At 65.5% G+C, this 15,831-nt stretch carries 15 protein-coding genes and 1 pseudogene; 8 read left to right on the top strand and 8 right to left on the bottom strand.

All coding sequences use genetic code 11. The annotated features are described in order from the left end of the window. Window positions 1–191: 191 nt before the first annotated feature. Window positions 192–1,631 (top strand): UDP-N-acetylmuramate:L-alanyl-gamma-D-glutamyl-meso-diaminopimelate ligase, encoded by a 1,440-nt coding sequence (gene mpl / locus JHD82_RS09450; RefSeq protein ID WP_199136172.1) that lies wholly within the window; start codon window positions 192–194, stop codon window positions 1,629–1,631. A 74-nt stretch (window positions 1,632–1,705) separates the two neighbouring features. Here the strand turns inward: mpl and JHD82_RS09455 are convergent, their stop codons facing one another. Beyond that, window positions 1,706–2,023: a hypothetical protein gene (locus JHD82_RS09455; protein ID WP_012203420.1), complete on the bottom strand. Its 318-nt coding sequence runs from the start codon at window positions 2,021–2,023 to the stop codon at window positions 1,706–1,708. A gap of 259 nt (window positions 2,024–2,282) precedes the next feature. Here JHD82_RS09455 and JHD82_RS09460 point away from each other — a divergent pair, with 259 nt between their 5' ends. Next, entirely contained in the window at window positions 2,283–2,651 is a 369-nt protein-coding gene (locus tag JHD82_RS09460; RefSeq protein WP_199136174.1) for a YqcC family protein, read from the top strand. 58 nt (window positions 2,652–2,709) lie between these two features. Here the strand turns inward: JHD82_RS09460 and JHD82_RS09465 are convergent, their stop codons facing one another. The 4 genes from JHD82_RS09465 to rodA all read right to left on the bottom strand — a co-directional run bounded on the left by JHD82_RS09465 (window position 2,710) and on the right by rodA (window position 8,004). Continuing rightward, on the bottom strand, window positions 2,710–3,867 hold the full coding sequence (locus JHD82_RS09465) for a 3-deoxy-7-phosphoheptulonate synthase (RefSeq protein ID WP_012203418.1): 1,158 nt from the start codon (window positions 3,865–3,867) through the stop codon (window positions 2,710–2,712). 440 nt (window positions 3,868–4,307) lie between these two features. Beyond that, window positions 4,308–4,928: a hypothetical protein gene (locus tag JHD82_RS09470; protein ID WP_043780846.1), complete on the bottom strand. Its 621-nt coding sequence runs from the start codon at window positions 4,926–4,928 to the stop codon at window positions 4,308–4,310. Window positions 4,929–5,021: 93 nt separating this feature from the next. Beyond that, window positions 5,022–6,482 carry a metalloprotease TldD gene (tldD, locus tag JHD82_RS09475; RefSeq protein ID WP_012203417.1) on the bottom strand — a complete coding sequence of 487 codons (1,461 nt, stop codon included), beginning with the start codon at window positions 6,480–6,482 and terminating at the stop codon, window positions 5,022–5,024. A 352-nt stretch (window positions 6,483–6,834) separates the two neighbouring features. Next, window positions 6,835–8,004, bottom strand: a complete 1,170-nt coding sequence (gene rodA / locus JHD82_RS09480) for a rod shape-determining protein RodA (protein ID WP_012203416.1) — start codon at window positions 8,002–8,004, stop codon at window positions 6,835–6,837. A gap of 212 nt (window positions 8,005–8,216) precedes the next feature. Between rodA and JHD82_RS09485 the strand changes: the two genes are divergently transcribed. The 6 genes from JHD82_RS09485 to ruvC are packed head-to-tail and all read left to right on the top strand — an operon-like array spanning window position 8,217 to window position 14,021. Then, a complete protein-coding gene (locus tag JHD82_RS09485) occupies window positions 8,217–8,801 on the top strand; it encodes a YqiA/YcfP family alpha/beta fold hydrolase (protein WP_012203415.1) in 585 nt (194 codons plus the stop codon). A gap of 55 nt (window positions 8,802–8,856) precedes the next feature. Beyond that, window positions 8,857–10,935: a ribonuclease catalytic domain-containing protein gene (locus tag JHD82_RS09490; protein WP_012203414.1), complete on the top strand. Its 2,079-nt coding sequence runs from the start codon at window positions 8,857–8,859 to the stop codon at window positions 10,933–10,935. Window positions 10,936–10,971: 36 nt separating this feature from the next. Further along, a complete protein-coding gene (locus tag JHD82_RS09495; protein ID WP_012203413.1) occupies window positions 10,972–11,835 on the top strand; it encodes an energy transducer TonB in 864 nt (287 codons plus the stop codon). Between the two features lie 38 nt (window positions 11,836–11,873). Further along, a complete protein-coding gene (aroE, locus tag JHD82_RS09500) occupies window positions 11,874–12,731 on the top strand; it encodes a shikimate dehydrogenase (RefSeq protein ID WP_199136176.1) in 858 nt (285 codons plus the stop codon). 7 nt (window positions 12,732–12,738) lie between these two features. Further along, complete coding sequence (gene mtgA, locus JHD82_RS09505; RefSeq protein ID WP_012203411.1) at window positions 12,739–13,455, top strand: monofunctional biosynthetic peptidoglycan transglycosylase; 717 nt, start codon at window positions 12,739–12,741, stop codon at window positions 13,453–13,455. Between the two features lie 17 nt (window positions 13,456–13,472). Continuing rightward, window positions 13,473–14,021 (top strand): crossover junction endodeoxyribonuclease RuvC, encoded by a 549-nt coding sequence (gene ruvC / locus JHD82_RS09510; RefSeq protein WP_199136178.1) that lies wholly within the window; start codon window positions 13,473–13,475, stop codon window positions 14,019–14,021. On the opposite strand, the gene JHD82_RS09515 is transcribed toward ruvC, so the two are convergent. From JHD82_RS09515 to JHD82_RS30290, 3 genes and pseudogenes are all read right to left on the bottom strand, one after another. Beyond that, complete coding sequence (locus JHD82_RS09515) at window positions 13,997–14,926, bottom strand: alpha/beta fold hydrolase (protein ID WP_199136180.1); 930 nt, start codon at window positions 14,924–14,926, stop codon at window positions 13,997–13,999. The two genes, ruvC and JHD82_RS09515, sit on opposite strands and share 25 nt — an antisense overlap. Before the next feature lie 6 nt (window positions 14,927–14,932). Further along, window positions 14,933–15,580 (bottom strand): hypothetical protein, encoded by a 648-nt coding sequence (locus JHD82_RS09520; RefSeq protein WP_233174680.1) that lies wholly within the window; start codon window positions 15,578–15,580, stop codon window positions 14,933–14,935. A 52-nt stretch (window positions 15,581–15,632) separates the two neighbouring features. After that, window positions 15,633–15,831 (bottom strand): annotated as a pseudogene (locus JHD82_RS30290) (hypothetical protein); the annotation flags it as partial.

Here is a 15,831-nt window from a genome sequence, read left to right on the forward strand (position 1 = left end):
GGGCCCCGGGCCATTGTGACCCAAGCCACGGCACCGCCGGCCGCAGACGGGCTTTGCACGTTCCCGCCAGCGCCTTGCACCGGCGATTTCGCAACCTTGTGTTTCCGGGACCCGGTGCCTGCTGGGCCGCAAGCTCCTGTTTTTGCAGGACAGCCCTCCCGGACATGACGGCAACCGTAGAATGCCCGGCCATGCACATACATATTCTGGGCATCTGCGGCACCTTCATGGGCGGACTGGCCGCACTGGCGCGCGAGGCTGGGCACCGCGTCACAGGCTGCGACGCCGGCGTCTATCCGCCGATGAGCGATCAGTTGCGTGCACTGGGCATCGACCTGATCGAGGGCTACGGCGCCGACCAGATGGCCCTGCAACCCGACATGTATGTCGTGGGCAACGTGGTCAGCCGCGCGCGGCTGCCCGACGGCAGCCCCAAGTTCCCGCTGATGGAGGCGATTCTTGAAAGCGGCGCCCCCTACACCAGCGGTCCGCAATGGCTTTGCGAACAGGTGCTGCACCATCCGTCCTGCCCGCGCCATGTGCTGGCCGTGGCCGGCACCCACGGCAAGACGACCACGACGTCGATGCTGGCCTGGATTCTCGAATGCGCAGGCCTGGCTCCGGGCTTTCTGGTCGGCGGCGTGCCGCTGGACTTCGGCGTTTCGGCCCGCCTGGGCGCATCCAGCCGCCCGACGCCAGGTCAGGGGCCGGCCGGCGCGGAGCCCGTCTTCGTCATCGAGGCCGATGAATACGACACGGCCTTCTTCGACAAACGCAGCAAGTTCGTGCACTACCGCCCGCGCACGGCCGTGCTCAACAACCTGGAGTTCGACCACGCCGACATCTTCGAGGACCTCGGCGCCATCGAACGCCAGTTCCACCATCTCGTGCGCACCGTTCCCGCCTCCGGGCGGCTGGTGGTCAACGGCATAGAGGAAAGCATCACCCGCGTGCTGCACCAGGGCTGCTGGAGCGAGGTCTCCAGCTTCGGTGCGGTGGTCAGCGATTTCAGTGCCCAGGGCGATCCCGGCGCCTTCGACGTGCTGCACCGTGGCCACAAGGTCGCACGCCTGGAATGGGCACTGACCGGGGAGCACAACCAGCTCAATGCGCTGGCCGCCATTGCAGCGGCCGAGCATGTGGGCGTGACGCCGGCGCAGGCCTGCGAAGCGCTTGCGCGCTTTCAGAACGTCAAGCGACGCATGGAGCTGCGCGGCATGGCGGGTGGCGTGTCCGTCTACGACGACTTCGCCCACCATCCCACGGCCATCCGCACCACGCTGGACGGCCTGCGCCGCAAGCTCGGCAGCCAGGCACGCATCCTGGCGGTGTTCGAGCCGCGCAGCAACACCATGAAGCTGGGCACCATGAAGTCGCAACTGCCCTGGGCCCTGGAAAGCGCCGATCTGGTGTTCTGCCACACGGCCGGCCTGGACTGGGATGCTGCCGAGGCGCTGCGCCCCCTGGGCGTGGGAGCCGGCCACAAGGCGCAGGTGGCTGCCGACATCGATACGCTGATCGGGCAGATCCGCGCAGCCGCCCGCCCCGGTGACCACGTGGTGTGCATGAGCAATGGCGGCTTCGGCGGCATTCACCCCAAGCTGCTGGCGGCGCTGCAAGCCGCAGGCTGAACCGGGCACAGCCCCCAATGAAAGAAGCCCGGGTCATGCCCAGGCTTCTTTGCTGTATCGCTATCTGTCCGTCGTCAGTAACTGATGGACATGGCCGGCACATCGACACGGATCAGCGGCTTGGACAGCACGGCCTGGGCGGCCACGGCATAGCTGTTGCGCCATTGCTCGTCGTCGAACAGCCCGGAGCGCGAACGCGCCGCACGCGCCACCACCACCAGCTTGTCGGCCAGCAGAACCTTGCCGCTGGCGCGCAGGGGTTCGCAGTCCATGGAGATGAACTGCTGGTCCAGCCAATGCCGTCCTTCATCGGAACTCATGGGGGTGAGCCCGCTGGTGTCCGTGCGGTACTCTTGTCCGGCATCCAACACCACAATCACTTCGCTGCGCATGGAACTCCTCTCTTCATTACGGGATACGGCCCTGTGCCTGCTCATGCAGACAGGGCTGTCACTCATGCCCTGAGCTTAACCGCAAGCGCCTTTTCCACACCCCGGGCAAGCTGACATGCCTCAAGTGCCAGAGACTGGCACCGGCGCTGGAGCCGGCACTGCCGCCAGCAGGTGTTTCAAGGCCTGCCAGCGCCTGCCCAAAGGTGCAAACGTACAATGCCCGACAGATTTAGCCCCGTTTTTTTATGGACCTCACCGCATGGCAACCGACACCACGCACCAGAAACTGCTCGACCAGTTGCAGCAACTCGAAGACGAGTTGCGCAGCCAGAGCCTCTGGTCGGCCGTGGCGCCCAGCCCTGAGGCCATGGCATCGACCATGCCGTTCATGTACGACACGCTCAAGCTGCAGGAATGGCTGCAGTGGGTTTTCCTGCCCCGGCTGCGTGCCGTGGTCGATGCCCGCGGCCAATTGCCCTGCCAAAGCCATGTGCATCCACTGGCCGAGCATGAATGGAGCCAGCCCGTGGCATTCGACAAGCGCCGGTTGCTGGTCCTGCTGCTGGGCATTGACGACACGCTGAACCAGGGCGGACTGACCCCGCCGGACGCCACGCCGCCACACTGAACAAGAAAACCGGGACATGGAAAAAACGGGGCATGCATGCCCCGTTTTCTTTTCCGGCTCAGGCAGCAACCAGGGCCGCAGCCGGCTCGGGATGCTTGACGCGGCGCTGCTGCACGGCGTCGGACAGCTCGGCCAGCGTTGCCAGGGAATCATCCCAGCCCAGGCAGGCATCGGTGATGCTCTGGCCATAGGTCAGCGCAGCCACCTCATCCTTGCCGGGCGTGAACTTCTGGGCGCCGCCCACGAGATGGCCTTCGATCATCACGCCGAAGACGCTGCGCGAACCGCCGCTGATCTGTCCGGCGATGTCGCGTGCCACATCCTTTTGGCGCTCGTGCTGCTTGGAGCTGTTGGCGTGGCTGCAGTCCACCATCAGCGTGGGAGGCAGGCCGGCCTTTTCCAGATCCTCGCAGGCAGCGGCCACGTTGGCCGCGTCGTAGTTGGGGGTCTTGCCGCCGCGCAGGATGACGTGGCAATCCTGGTTGCCCGCCGTGTTCACGATGGCAACCTGGCCATTCTTGTGCACGGACAGGAAGTGGTGGCCGCGGCTGGCCGACTGGATGGCGTCGGTGGCGATGCGGATGTTGCCGTCCGTGCCGTTCTTGAAGCCGATGGGCGCCGAGATGCCCGAGGCCAGTTCACGGTGGACCTGGCTTTCCGTGGTACGCGCACCGATGGCGCCCCAGCTGATCAGATCGGCGATGTACTGGGGCGAGATCACGTCCAGGAACTCGCTGGCGGCCGGCACGCCCAGGCGGTTGATGTCGATCAGCAGTTGCCGCGCAATGCGCAGGCCTTCGTCGATGCGGTAGCTCTGGTCCAGGTAGGGATCGTTGATCAAACCCTTCCAGCCCACGGTGGTGCGCGGCTTTTCGAAGTACACGCGCATCACGATCTCCAGCGTGTCCTTGTACTGCTCGCGTATGGGCGCCAGGCGGCGTGCGTACTCGATGGCGGCCGCCGGATCGTGGATGGAGCAGGGGCCGACGATGACCAGCAGGCGGTCATCCTCGCCAGCCATGATGTTGTGGATGGTGCGGCGGGTGTCGCCGATCAGGGTTTCGACGGCCGTACCGCGGATGGGGAAGAAGCGAATGAGGTGCTCGGGAGGGGGCAACACGGTGATGTCCTTGATACGTGCGTCGTCGGTTTGGCCAGTCTTTTGGGAACCGCCGCGATACCAGGAATCGGCGAGGGAAGCTTGATGAGCAGTCATTGCTTGCTTTCGTGAGGAAAGATGGATCGTGGAAAACGGAGCGAAGAATCGGGAGGGAAAAACAAAAAACCGCCGGGCTTTACAGCTTCGGCGGTTTTGAGGGAGGTTTGTTCGGGTGCGCGCGCTTACCTCTCTTCCGCCGGGGAGGAGAACCAAAAGTAAAAGTAGAAGGAGGCACGGGCTTGCATGGGGATCGAATGTAGCACAGTCATTTTTCGCAGTGCAACATGGACATGAGGGCGGGGAAGCTGCCCTTCACCGTGCCACAGAGAGGAAGCACAAAATCATTGACGCAATAAAACTGCTTTTTTCTAAGTTTCACGCAAAAATTCTTCAGGAATATGCAGAAAATCACGATGCCATGCAGTTTTATTGCAATCAGCCATGAAAACGTGCAAACCCCGGGAAATGATGCATCTGCGCGTCACGCAAGGGCGCGATCAACGCCGCAGCAACGCGTCACGCAGCCTGCGCAGGGCCCGGCGCACGGCACTCAAGGGTTGCCATCGGCGCGCCTTGTAACCAGACAGGATGGCAGTCACATCGGCTTCGCCGGCCACGGCGGCGGATTCGGCAAACATGTCCGTCAGCAGGCATGCATCGCCCAGCAGACGCCAGCCCAGGCGCTCGCAGCGGCGGAAGTGCTCGGGCTCCTGGGCATCGCCCACCAGCACGGACTGCTGCCAGGCGTGGACGGCCTCCCTGAAGCCTTTGAGCAGACGCTGGTAGGCAGGAAATTCGTAGAGGGCATGCCAGCCCGTGGCCAGCGTGGTGAGAAAGTGCTGGTGGTCCAGCACCGCCAGGTCAAGCTGCTGTATGGCGTCTTCGACCGCGGGGCGCGGGCTGCCCGCATAGCGCACGCGTACGGACTCGTCCAGCGCGACGGCCAGCAAGGCCAGTTGCTGGTGCATGGGCTGCAGGTCGCCCACGATCAGCTCATGCTGCCAGAAGCGGCTCAGCCGCGACTCGCCGGCCCAGGCACGCCATTGCTTCGGCAGGCTGCGCAGGGGATGGACGGAGGTCCGCGGGCCTGGCCGGGAGGAAAAGGAAAGCTGGGTCATGGAATCGGCGCCGGGCGGCGCCCACCGAACGCGGCGGGCCGCGTCAGGCAGGACAGGGCCCGGCCTGCCGTGCAGGGCGCGGGCATGGGACCGTCAGGCCGTGCCGCCCACCGTCAGGCCGTCGATGCGCAGCGTGGGCTGGCCCACGCCCACAGGCACGCTCTGGCCTTCCTTGCCGCACGTGCCAACGCCGCTGTCCAGGCGCATGTCGTTGCCGATCATGGTGATGTGCTTGAGCGATTCCGGGCCGCTGCCCACGATGGTCGCGCCCTTGACGGGGTACTGGATCTTGCCGTTCTCGACCCAATAGGCCTCGCTGGCGGAGAACACGAACTTGCCGCTGGTGATATCGACCTGGCCGCCGCCGAAGTTGGTGGCGTACAGGCCCTTCTTGATCGAGGCCACGATTTCCTGCGGCTCCCGGTCGCCACCGAGCATGTAGGTGTTGGTCATGCGCGGCATGGGAATGTGGGCATAGCTTTCGCGGCGGCCGTTGCCCGTGGGCTTGACGCCCATCAGGCGGGCATTCATCGCGTCCTGGATGTAGCCCTTGAGGATGCCGTCCTCGATCAGCACATTGCTCTGGCTGGTGCAGCCTTCGTCATCGACGTTGAGCGAGCCGCGGCGATCGGCCAGCGTGCCGTCATCCAGCACGGTGACGCCCTTGGCAGCCACGCGCTGGCCGATGCGGCCGCTGAAGGCGCTGGCGCCCTTGCGGTTGAAGTCGCCTTCCAGACCGTGTCCCACGGCTTCGTGCAGCAGCACGCCAGGCCAGCCGGGGCCAAGCACCACGGTCATCTCGCCAGCCGGCGCGGGGCGGGATTCCAGGTTGGTGAGGGCCGCGCTCACGGCCTCGTCCACGTACTGGGTGATCTGCTCGTCGCTGAAATAGGCCAGCCCGAAACGGCCACCGCCGCCGGCAGAGCCCACCTCACGCCGGCCCTTTTGCTCGGCGATCACGGTAACCGACAGGCGCACCAGCGGCCGCACGTCGGCCGCCAGCGTGCCATCGGCACGGGCCACCAGCACCACGTCGTACTCGCTGGCCAGGCCGGCCATGACCTGAACCACGCGCGGGTCCTTGGCGCGGGCCAGTTTCTCGACCTTGCCCAGCAGCTCGACCTTGGCCGTGCTGTCCAGCGTGGCGATGGGGTCCAGGCCGGGATACAGCGAGCGGCTTTGCGCAATCTTGGGAGCATTGGCGCGCACGCGCTTGCTCTGGGCCGCGCCCGAGATGGAGCGCACGGTGCGCGCGGCATCCAGCAGCGAGGCTTCGGAAATATCGTCGGAATAGGCAAATGCCGTCTTCTCGCCACTGACCGCACGCACGCCCACGCCCTGGTCGATGCTGAAGCTGCCGGTCTTGACGATGCCCTCTTCCAGGCTCCAGCCTTCGGCGCGGGTGTACTGGAAGTAGAGGTCGGCGTCGTCGACCTGGTGGCTGCGGATCTCGGCCAGTGCGCGCGCGAGATGGGTTTCATCGAGCCCGAAGGGCTCAAGCAGCAACTGGCGCGCTGTGGCCAGGCGTTCAATGGTGGGTTCGCGGGAGATCATTCACGCATTGTAGAGAGCCGGCCATGCCCTCGCCGTGCAACGGCTGCGGCCAGCGGCTTGCCAACCCACAAAAAAGAACGGAATGCCGCTCCACCAGGCTGAGCGGCATTCCGTAGGCATGCATCCGCGTGGATGGCGAACATGCTGGCCCATATCCGCACCTGCTTTGTAGCCTGCCCTGGCGGCGGTGGCAAGTGAGCAGACTCCCGCAGAAACTATCAAAAAGGGAGCAACCAGCGCTTTTGGCGTCTCATTTTCCGAGCCAAATCGCAGGAAGGAATGCGACGCCCGATACCGCAGGCATCCAGACTCTTTGACATTTGCAGGCGCCTTTGGCGCCGCAAAGTGCGATTCAGAGCGGCCCGCCGCCCTCGCCCGGCAGCTGCCGCTGCGAGCGCGCCACCGACATCAGCACGCCCAGCGCCAGCCCCAGCGTGACCATGGCCGTGCCGCCATAGCTGATGAAGGGCAGCGGCACGCCGACCACGGGCAGGATGCCGCTGACCATGCCCATGTTCACGAAGGCATAGGTGAAGAAGATCATGGCCACGGCTGCCGCCATGAGCCGCGCGAACAGCGAGTTGGCCTGGATGGCGATGGCCAGCCCGCGCCAGACCAGCAGCAGGAAGGAGACGATGATGAACAGGTTGCCGACCAGTCCGAACTCCTCGGAATAGGCCGCGAAGATGAAGTCGGTCGTGCGCTCGGGGATGAACTCCAGGTGCGTCTGGGTGCCCGCCATGAAGCCCTTGCCCCAGACACCGCCCGAACCGATGGCGATCATCCCCTGGATGATGTGGAATCCCTTGCCCAGCGGATCGCGTGTGGGGTCCAGCAGGGTGCAGACACGGGTTTGCTGGTATTCATGCAGCACGGGCCAGCGCACGCCGTCGGCGCATAGCTGGGGCTCGTACAGCACGATGAGCGTGATGCCGATGGCGCCGGCGAGCACGGGCGGCACGATGAGTTTCCAGGGCAGGCCCGCGAAAAAGATCACGGACAGGCCTGCGGCCATCACCAGCAGCGAGGTGCCCAGGTCGGGCTGCTTCATGATCAGCCCCACGGGCACCAGGAGCAGGACCATGGCGATCACGAAGTCCGTGCCGCGCAGCTGGCCCTCGCGGCGCTGGAACCACCAGGCCAGCATCAGCGGCGTGGCGATCTTCAGCAGTTCGCTGGGCTGGATCACCACGCCCACGTTGACCCAGCGCTGCGCCCCCTTCTTGGTGATGCCGAACAGCGCCACCGCCACCAGCAGCGCCACGCCCAGCATGTACAGCGGTACGGCCACCTTCATGAGCTGCTGCGGGGGAATCTGGGCCACGACGAAGAGGATGGCCGCCGCGATCAGCATGTTGCGCCCATGGTCGGTGAAGCGCGTGCCGTGGTCGAAGCCCGAGGAGTACATGGCGACCAGCCCCGCCGACGCCAGCATGCCCACGAACAGCAGCAACCAGAAGTCAAAGCCCCGCAGCAGCGGGGCAACACGTTGCCAGAGGGAGGGCTTGTCGAATTCGGTCACAGGGATGGTCGGTCGCGGGCACGGGCCGCCATTATCCCGTGGCGCATGCGGCCGAGCCCGGCGCAGGGTTGCCCACGGAGGCGGTTGTCATCCAGCTGTCGGCCCGGGCCTTCCCTGCTGGGCGCCGCCTGCCGCAGCGGCCACAATGGGCCATGAGCCGTCCGGGCCGCATCCCGCGCCCGGCCCCAGCAACGCAAAGGAGAGCGCCCGCCATGACCACCACCCATTTGCTGTACCTGCACGGCTTTCGCTCCTCTCCCCAATCCAACAAGGCCCGGCGCCTGGCCGAGCATGTGGCCACGCGCCATCCCCATGTGCGCTGGTGGAGCCCGCAACTGCCCCCATCCCCGCGCGAAGCGGCTGCCCTCATTGCCGATGGCATCGGCAGCTGGCCGCGCGAGACCATGGCCGTGATCGGCTCCTCGCTGGGCGGCTACTACGCCAGCTGGGTGGCCCAGCTGGCGCGCTGCCGCAGCGTGATGATCAACCCGGCTGTCAACCCGGCGCGCGATCTTGAAAAGTACATCGGCGAGCAGACTTCCTGGCACAACCCGGAGGAGCGTTTCTTCTTCCGCCGCGAATACATCGAGGAGCTGCGCGCGCTGGACACGCGCCACATGACACCGGCCGCTCCCGAAATGCTGCTGGCGGCCGAGGGAGACGAGGTGCTGGACTGGCGCGAGATGAGCGCACGCTATCCGCATGCGCTGCAGATCATCCAGGAAGGCGGCGATCACGCGCTGAGCAACTTCGAGGAGTACTTGCCTCAGCTGGACGAGTTCCTGAATCTGGCCTGATGCCGCGCAAGACTGCGCGGCAGCTGCCAGCCGCAGCATGGGAGAATGTCGGGCTATGCACGCATTGTTTGAAGAATCCGGCAAGTTCCTGGCCGGCCGCATCCTCTCCGAAGCCGACACCTCCGCGCAGGTGGAGCTGGACTCGGGCAAACGGGTCAAGGTCAAGTCGGCCAACATCCTGCTCAAGTTCGACAAGCCGGCGCCTGCCGAACTGATCGCCCAGGCGCAGGCGCAGGCCGCCCAGATCGATCTGGACCTGGCCTGGGAATTCGCCCCCGAGGAGGAATTCGGCTTTGCCGACCTTGCACGCGACTATTTCTCGGACAAGGCCACGCTGGCCGAGCAGGCCGGCGCGCTGTTCCGTCTCTACGATGCACCGCACTACTTCCGCCGCTCCGGCAAGGGCCGCTTCAAGAAGGCGCCGGCCGAGATCCTGCAGCAGGCGCTGGCCGGCATAGAGAAGAAAAAGCAGATCCAGGCCCAGATCACGGCCTGGGCCGAGCAACTGGGCGCCGGCGAATGCCCCGGCCCCATCCGCGAGCAGCTCTACAAGATCCTGTTCCGCCCCGACAAGAACGCCGCCGAATACAAGGCCGTGGTCGAGGCCAGCCGCGCCACGCGCCTGGCCCCGCTGGACCTGCTGCACAGGGCCGGCGCCATTGAATCGGCCTACGAGTTCCACTGGAAGCGCTTCCTGTTCGACCACTTCCCCAAGGGCACGCAGTTCCCGGCCCTGCAGGCACCCCAGCCACCGGCCGACCTGCCGCTGGCCGAAGTCCAGGCGTTTTCCATCGATGACTCGGCCACCACCGAAATCGACGATGCGCTGTCGGTGCGCGGCCTGGGCACGGGCACGGTCACCGTGGGTATCCACATTGCCGCACCCGGTCTGGCCATCGTGCCGGGCACGCCGCTGGACCAACTCGGCCGCTCGCGCCTGTCCACCGTCTACATGCCCGGCTACAAGATCACCATGCTGCCCGACGAGGTGGTGCAGATCTACACGCTGGACGAAGGCCGCGCCAACCCCGCCGTATCGCTGTACGTCACCGTGGACGAGGCCACACTGGAGACCACGGCCAGCGAGACACGCCTGGAGCGCGTGCCCGTGCAGGTCAACTTCCGCCATGACAAGCTGGACCACATCGTCACCGAGCAGTGGCTGGCCGACCCCTCCTTCGAGGTCGAGGGCACGCCCGAAGTGCTGCAAGGCAAGCGCGCCGAACTGACGTTCCTGCAGCGCTGGGCCAAGCACCTGAAGGCCGGGCGCGAACTGGTGCGCGGCAAGCCCGAGAACTTCAACCGCCCCGACTACAACTTCCGCCTCGTGGGCAACGGCGGCGCCGAGCCCCGCGGCAACGAGCAGGTGGAGATCAGCGTGCGCAAGCGCGGCGCGCCGCTGGACCTGATCGTGGCCGAGGCCGCCATCGTGGCCAACAGCACCTGGGGCGGCTGGATGGCCGAGCTCGGCGTGCCCGGCATCTACCGCAGCCAGGCCAGCCTGGCGCCCGGCATCAAGGTGCGCATGTCCACCAAGGCGCAGCCCCATGCAGGCATCGGCGTCAAGAGCTACGCCTGGGCCACCTCGCCGCTGCGCCGCTACGTGGACCTGGTCAACCAGTGGCAGATCATTGCCTGCGCACGCCACGGCAAGACCGCCGCCCTGGCCGCGCCGTTCAAGCCCAAGGATGCCGAGCTGTTCGGCATCATCAGCAGCTTCGACGGTGCCTACAGCGCCTACAACGGCTACCAGGCCGGCATGGAACGGTTCTGGACACTCAAGTACCTGCAGCAGCACGCCATCACCGAGCTGACGGCCACCGTCATCAAGGAAGGCATGGGCGGCGGCCTGCTGGTGCGCGCCGATGACCTGCCCCTGGTCTTCCCCGTGCTGGGCGTCACCGGCCTGCCGCGCGGCGCCCATGTGCGCGTGCGCCTGGGCGAGATCGACGAGATCGCGCTCGATGTCTCGGGCACGCTGATCGAGCGCCTGGATGGCGATGCAGCGGCCGCTGCCGATGGCGCCGAAGACAGCGCCGAGGATGACGAGGAAGCCGTGGCCGGCCCCATCGCCATCGCCGTGGACATGAACGAGACCGATGGCACACCGGCGGCCGACCCCGCCCAGCCCTGACCTGCCTCACATCCGAGCAACTGCCCCAGATCTGACGTGAAACTGCCTACCGCCCTCCGTTCCCTGAGCACGCTGCAGTTGGCACTGGGCGTTTCCATCGCCCTGCATGCCGGGTTGTTCTCGTTCCGGTTCATCGACCCGGAGCGCTTCGACCGCGTGTTCCAGGACACGCCGCTGGAAGTCATCCTGGTCAATGCCCGCGCCAACGAGCAGCCCGACAAGGCACAGGCCATCGCGCAGACCTCGCTGGCCGGAGGCGGCGAGGCCGACAAGGGCCGGGCCTCCAGCCCCATGCCCTACTCGGCACTCACGGCCGTGGGCGACGACTTCGAGGAGCGCCAGCGCCAGATCGACTCCATGCAGGAGCAGCAGACCGTCTTGCTGACGCAGTTGCGCAAGCAGGTCGCGGCCCTGCCGCCGCTGGACCCGCGCGAGGCGGCCAAGCAGACCAAGGAGCAGCAGGCCCAGCAGGAAAAGCGCCAGCAGCTGGTCAAGCTGCTGGCCGAGATCGAAAAGCGCATCAACGAGGAAAACGCCCGCCCCAAGAAGCGCTATATCAGCCCGTCCACGCGCGAAGCCGTCTACGCCATCTACTACGACGGCCTGCGCCGCAAGGTCGAGGACAAGGGCACGGAAAACTTCCCCGAGCAGGCCGGCAAGAAACTCTACGGCGAGCTGGTCATGATCCTCACCGTCAACCACGACGGGCGGGTGCTGTCCACCGAGATCGTGCAGGGCTCGGGCAACCGTCTGCTGGACACCCGGGCCGAGGCCATTGCGCGTGCGGCGGGCCCCTTCGGCCATTTCGGCCCCGCCATGCGCGCCAAGGCCGACCAGATCGCCGTGGTCTCGCGCTTCAAGTTCACCCGCGAGCAGACGCTGCAGACGACCGTGCAGTAGCGCCCTCTTCTTGTCTTCGCGCACCCTCCTTTTCCGACATGACTTCCGCCGCCAACTCCTCCGACCGCTACTGCGTCATGGGCAACCCCGTCGCGCACAGCCGTTCGCCCTGGATCCATGCCCGCTTTGCCGAACTGTGCGGGCAGGACCTGCACTACGAGCGCCAGCATGTGGAGCTGCAAGGCTTTGCCGAGGCCGTGCGCGGCTTCGTCGCGGCAGGCGGGCGCGGCTGCAATGTCACCGTGCCCTTCAAGCTGGAAGCCGCACAGCTGGCCACCACCTCCAGCGAGCGCGTGCAACTGGCCGGCGCCGCCAACACCCTGGTGCTGGCGGCGGACGGCATCCATGCCGACAACACCGACGGCCTGGGCCTGGTGGCCGACATCGTGCGCAATGCGGGCGTGCCGCTGGCTGGGCGCGACCTGCTGCTGCTGGGCGCGGGTGGCGCCGCAGCCGGCGCACTGGGCTCGCTGCTTGCCGAGCGCCCGCGCCGCATCGCCGTGGTCAACCGCACCTTCGAGCGCGCCCAGGCCCTGGTGCAGCGCCATGCCGCCATCGCCGCGCACCATGGCGTGGAACTGGTGGCGCTGGAGCAGCAGGCCGTGGATGAGGATTTCGACGTGGTCATCAACGCCACCGCCAGCAGCCTGGCCGGTGCCGAGGTGCCCGTGCCGGCCCGCGTGCTGCGGCCTGGCAGCCTGGCCTACGACATGATGTACGGCGCCGCAGCCCAGGGCTTCCTGCAATGGGCCGAGCACCATGGCGCCCAGGCCCGCGACGGGCTGGGCATGCTGGTGGAGCAGGCGGCCGAATCGTTCGCGCTGTGGCGCGGCGTGCGCCCCCCGTCGGCCCAGGTGCTGAACGAGCTGCGCGCCCATATTGCTCAAGGCGGCTGAGCGCTTTATGAAATCCCTGGCACGCGCCCTGCTGCTGGTGCTGTGCGCCGGCCTGCTGCTGCAGCTGTTCTTTGTGCTGCGCATTGCGCTGATGGTGGTGGTCGATCCTGAATCCACGGCCTTTCAGCGCTCCGAGGCATGGCAGATGCTGCGCAGCTCCGAAGGCCTGCACTGGAGCCAGCAATGGCTGCCCTACGACCGCATCGCGCCCACGCTCAAGCGCGCCGTCATCGCCTCCGAAGATGACAGCTTCACCGAACACCACGGGGTGCAATGGGAGGCCATCGAGAAGGCTTGGCAGCGCAACCAGCGCGCCGAAGCCCGTGCCCAGAAGGCAGACAACGGCAAGGCGCCCAAGATCTACGGTGGCTCCACCATCACCCAGCAGCTGGCCAAGAACCTGCTGCTGTCGGGCGAACGCAGCCTGCTGCGCAAGGGCCAGGAACTGGTGCTGACCCAGCTGCTGGAACTGATGCTGAGCAAGCAGCGCATCCTGGAGATCTACCTCAACAGCGTGGAATGGGGCCAGGGCGTATTTGGCGCGGAGGCTGCAGCCCGCCACTACTTTCGCAAGAGCGCCTCACAGCTCAGCGCGGCCGAGGCCGCACGCCTGGCCGTGATGCTGCCCCAGCCCAAACGCTTCGAGAAGCTGCCCAACTCCGGCTATCTGCTGCAGCGCACGCGCACGGTCATGCAAAGAATGCCCAGCGCCGTCATCCCCTGAACGGCTACAGTCACGCCATGCGCATTCTTGGAATCGACCCCGGGCTGCAGACCACGGGATTCGGCGTGATCGACGTCGACGGCCACCGCCTGGCCTATGTGGCCAGCGGCACCATCCGCACCACCAGCATCGCGCTGGGCGACCTGCCGGGCCGGCTCAAGCTGCTGTTCGACGGCATCTCGGAAGTCGCCAGCCGCTACCAGCCCGACACCTCGGCCGTGGAAATCGTCTTCGTCAACGTCAACCCCCAGTCCACGTTGCTGCTGGGCCAGGCGCGCGGCGCCGCGCTCACGGCCCTGGTCAATGCGGGCCTGCCGGTCGCCGAATACACGGCACTGCAGATGAAAAAGGCCATGACCGGCCACGGCCGCGCGGCCAAGAGCCAGATCCAGGAAATGGTGCGCCGCCTGCTGCAACTGCCCGGCCTGCCCGGCACCGATGCCGCCGACGCCCTGGGCCTGGCCATCACCCACGCCCATGCGGGCGCCGCCATGTCGAAGATGGCCGAGGTCACGCAGCTGCAGCGCCGCCAGCATGCCGTCTACAAGGGTGGAAGAGTGTATTGAGGCGCCTCGGAGCACTGCGCTCCGTCTCCCGCGAGACCGTGAGCAGGCTCTAAGGATGATGCGGCGCCGATCCTCAGCTTCATCCACTGCGCGATCCGTGGATATACGTCGGACTGCGCGTTGCCCGCCATCAACAGCCGGCTGTGACTGTAGTCCTCCTGAAAACAGGTGGCCTTGCCGCACAGCAGGAATTCGATGTCCTTACCTCCAAAAGCCCTGGCTAGAGCTTCGCACCCCTGCCAAGGGGCGATCACACGGTCGGCAGATCCCGCAAGCGCCAGAACGGGAATACGAACCTCGGTTAGCCTGCGCAAATAGTCCATGCCGTCATAACCGACGAATTTGCGCTGCAGGTTCCAATAGCACCACTGGCGCATCAGACGGGCGCTTTCCCTCTCGGGACCGACCATGCCGCTCGCGGTAAGCCATTGTCTGCGGGCAATCCAGGCCCTGTAGCCCTTGATTGCAGCCCACGACGCAAAAGTTGCCGCCGCATGGGTCACCTGGGCGGCAAGCAGCACTAGGCCAGCCAGATACGCATGCGCCCGATCGGGCCGACGCGCAGCCCAGATGGCAGCGGCGATACCTCCACCGCTATGCCCTATGAGCGTCAAGCGCCGCCCCCCCTCTTGACGATGAATCTCTCCGAGAGCGCTTTCAATGTCCTCTTCGGCCACCGTTTCTAAGTCGTAGTCGTGGGTGGTTGGCGGATTCAGCCCATGCCCGCGCCAATCAAACAGCCAAACGCCATAACCTTGTAAAGCGAGGAATCTACCTAGTCTCTTGCATGACGTGACGTTAGAAAACGTGCCATGCGTCACGGCCACCACTGGCCCCTCCGAAGGGCCGATGCGCGTCAGCACGATGACATGGCCATCCCTGGTCGGTACATAGATTTTCTGCATGCGCCGTCAACCTTTTGAAATCTGGATGAAGCGCTTGCCTTCAGCCTGAATTGCATCGCGGCCCATACGCATCTCCTGCAAGCGGGCATGCGAGAACAATGATTGAATCATCGGAATCAAGAACCGCCCCAGACCCACCATGCGAATGGTAGACTCAGATTTCTCTATCCATTGCCGTGCATCCAGTTCATCCCATATGGGCGCATAGTCTTGGACTACCTCCGTGCCAAATGCCTGCTCATAGGTAGTCCGATCAATCTTCATAGTCTGCAATTGTTGAAATATATAGACCAAACGAAGATCCTCCGGCGTATATTCGAAGTATTTTTCTACTGGCAAAATACCAGCATCAATGCATTCGAAGTAGCCCTGCATTGAGCGCTTGTTCATCTGTATCCAGTTTGGCCCGCCTTCATTTGGCCAAGTCATGCAGCCACTGATGGCCGCATAGCCGATGCCGACCATGTTGCAGGCCACCGCCATCACACCCTCGGTATCCTTTTGAAGAAATTCGCGAAGCTGCTGCTCATATTGATAGCGCTCGGCATTTTCATGCGAAAATCTCCCCGCCTCACTTTCGATGCGCTCCCAATCGTAAAGCGTTGCCTGACGGAAGCCACGCGATCCCAGATAGCTGCAAGCAGCTTCATACATCTCGTACGTATTCTCGAACGAGGGCAACAGATCTCGCTGCTGTCGGCTGAAATCACTTCGACCAGCGATATTGAGTTGATATAGCGTGATATGGCGCACAGGGGGGGGGGGGGGGGGGGTCTGACGCTGCCGACGAAATGCGAACAGTGTAGATCTGGGGGGTCGCCGGAGCGTTGGAGAGGGGGGGGGGGGGGGGGGGGGGGGGGGGGGGGGGGGGGGGGGGGGGGGGGGGGGGGGGGGGGGGGGGGGGG

Source organism: Delftia sp. ASV31 (assembly GCF_016428765.1).
Lineage (GTDB): Bacteria > Pseudomonadota > Gammaproteobacteria > Burkholderiales > Burkholderiaceae_C > Comamonas > Comamonas acidovorans.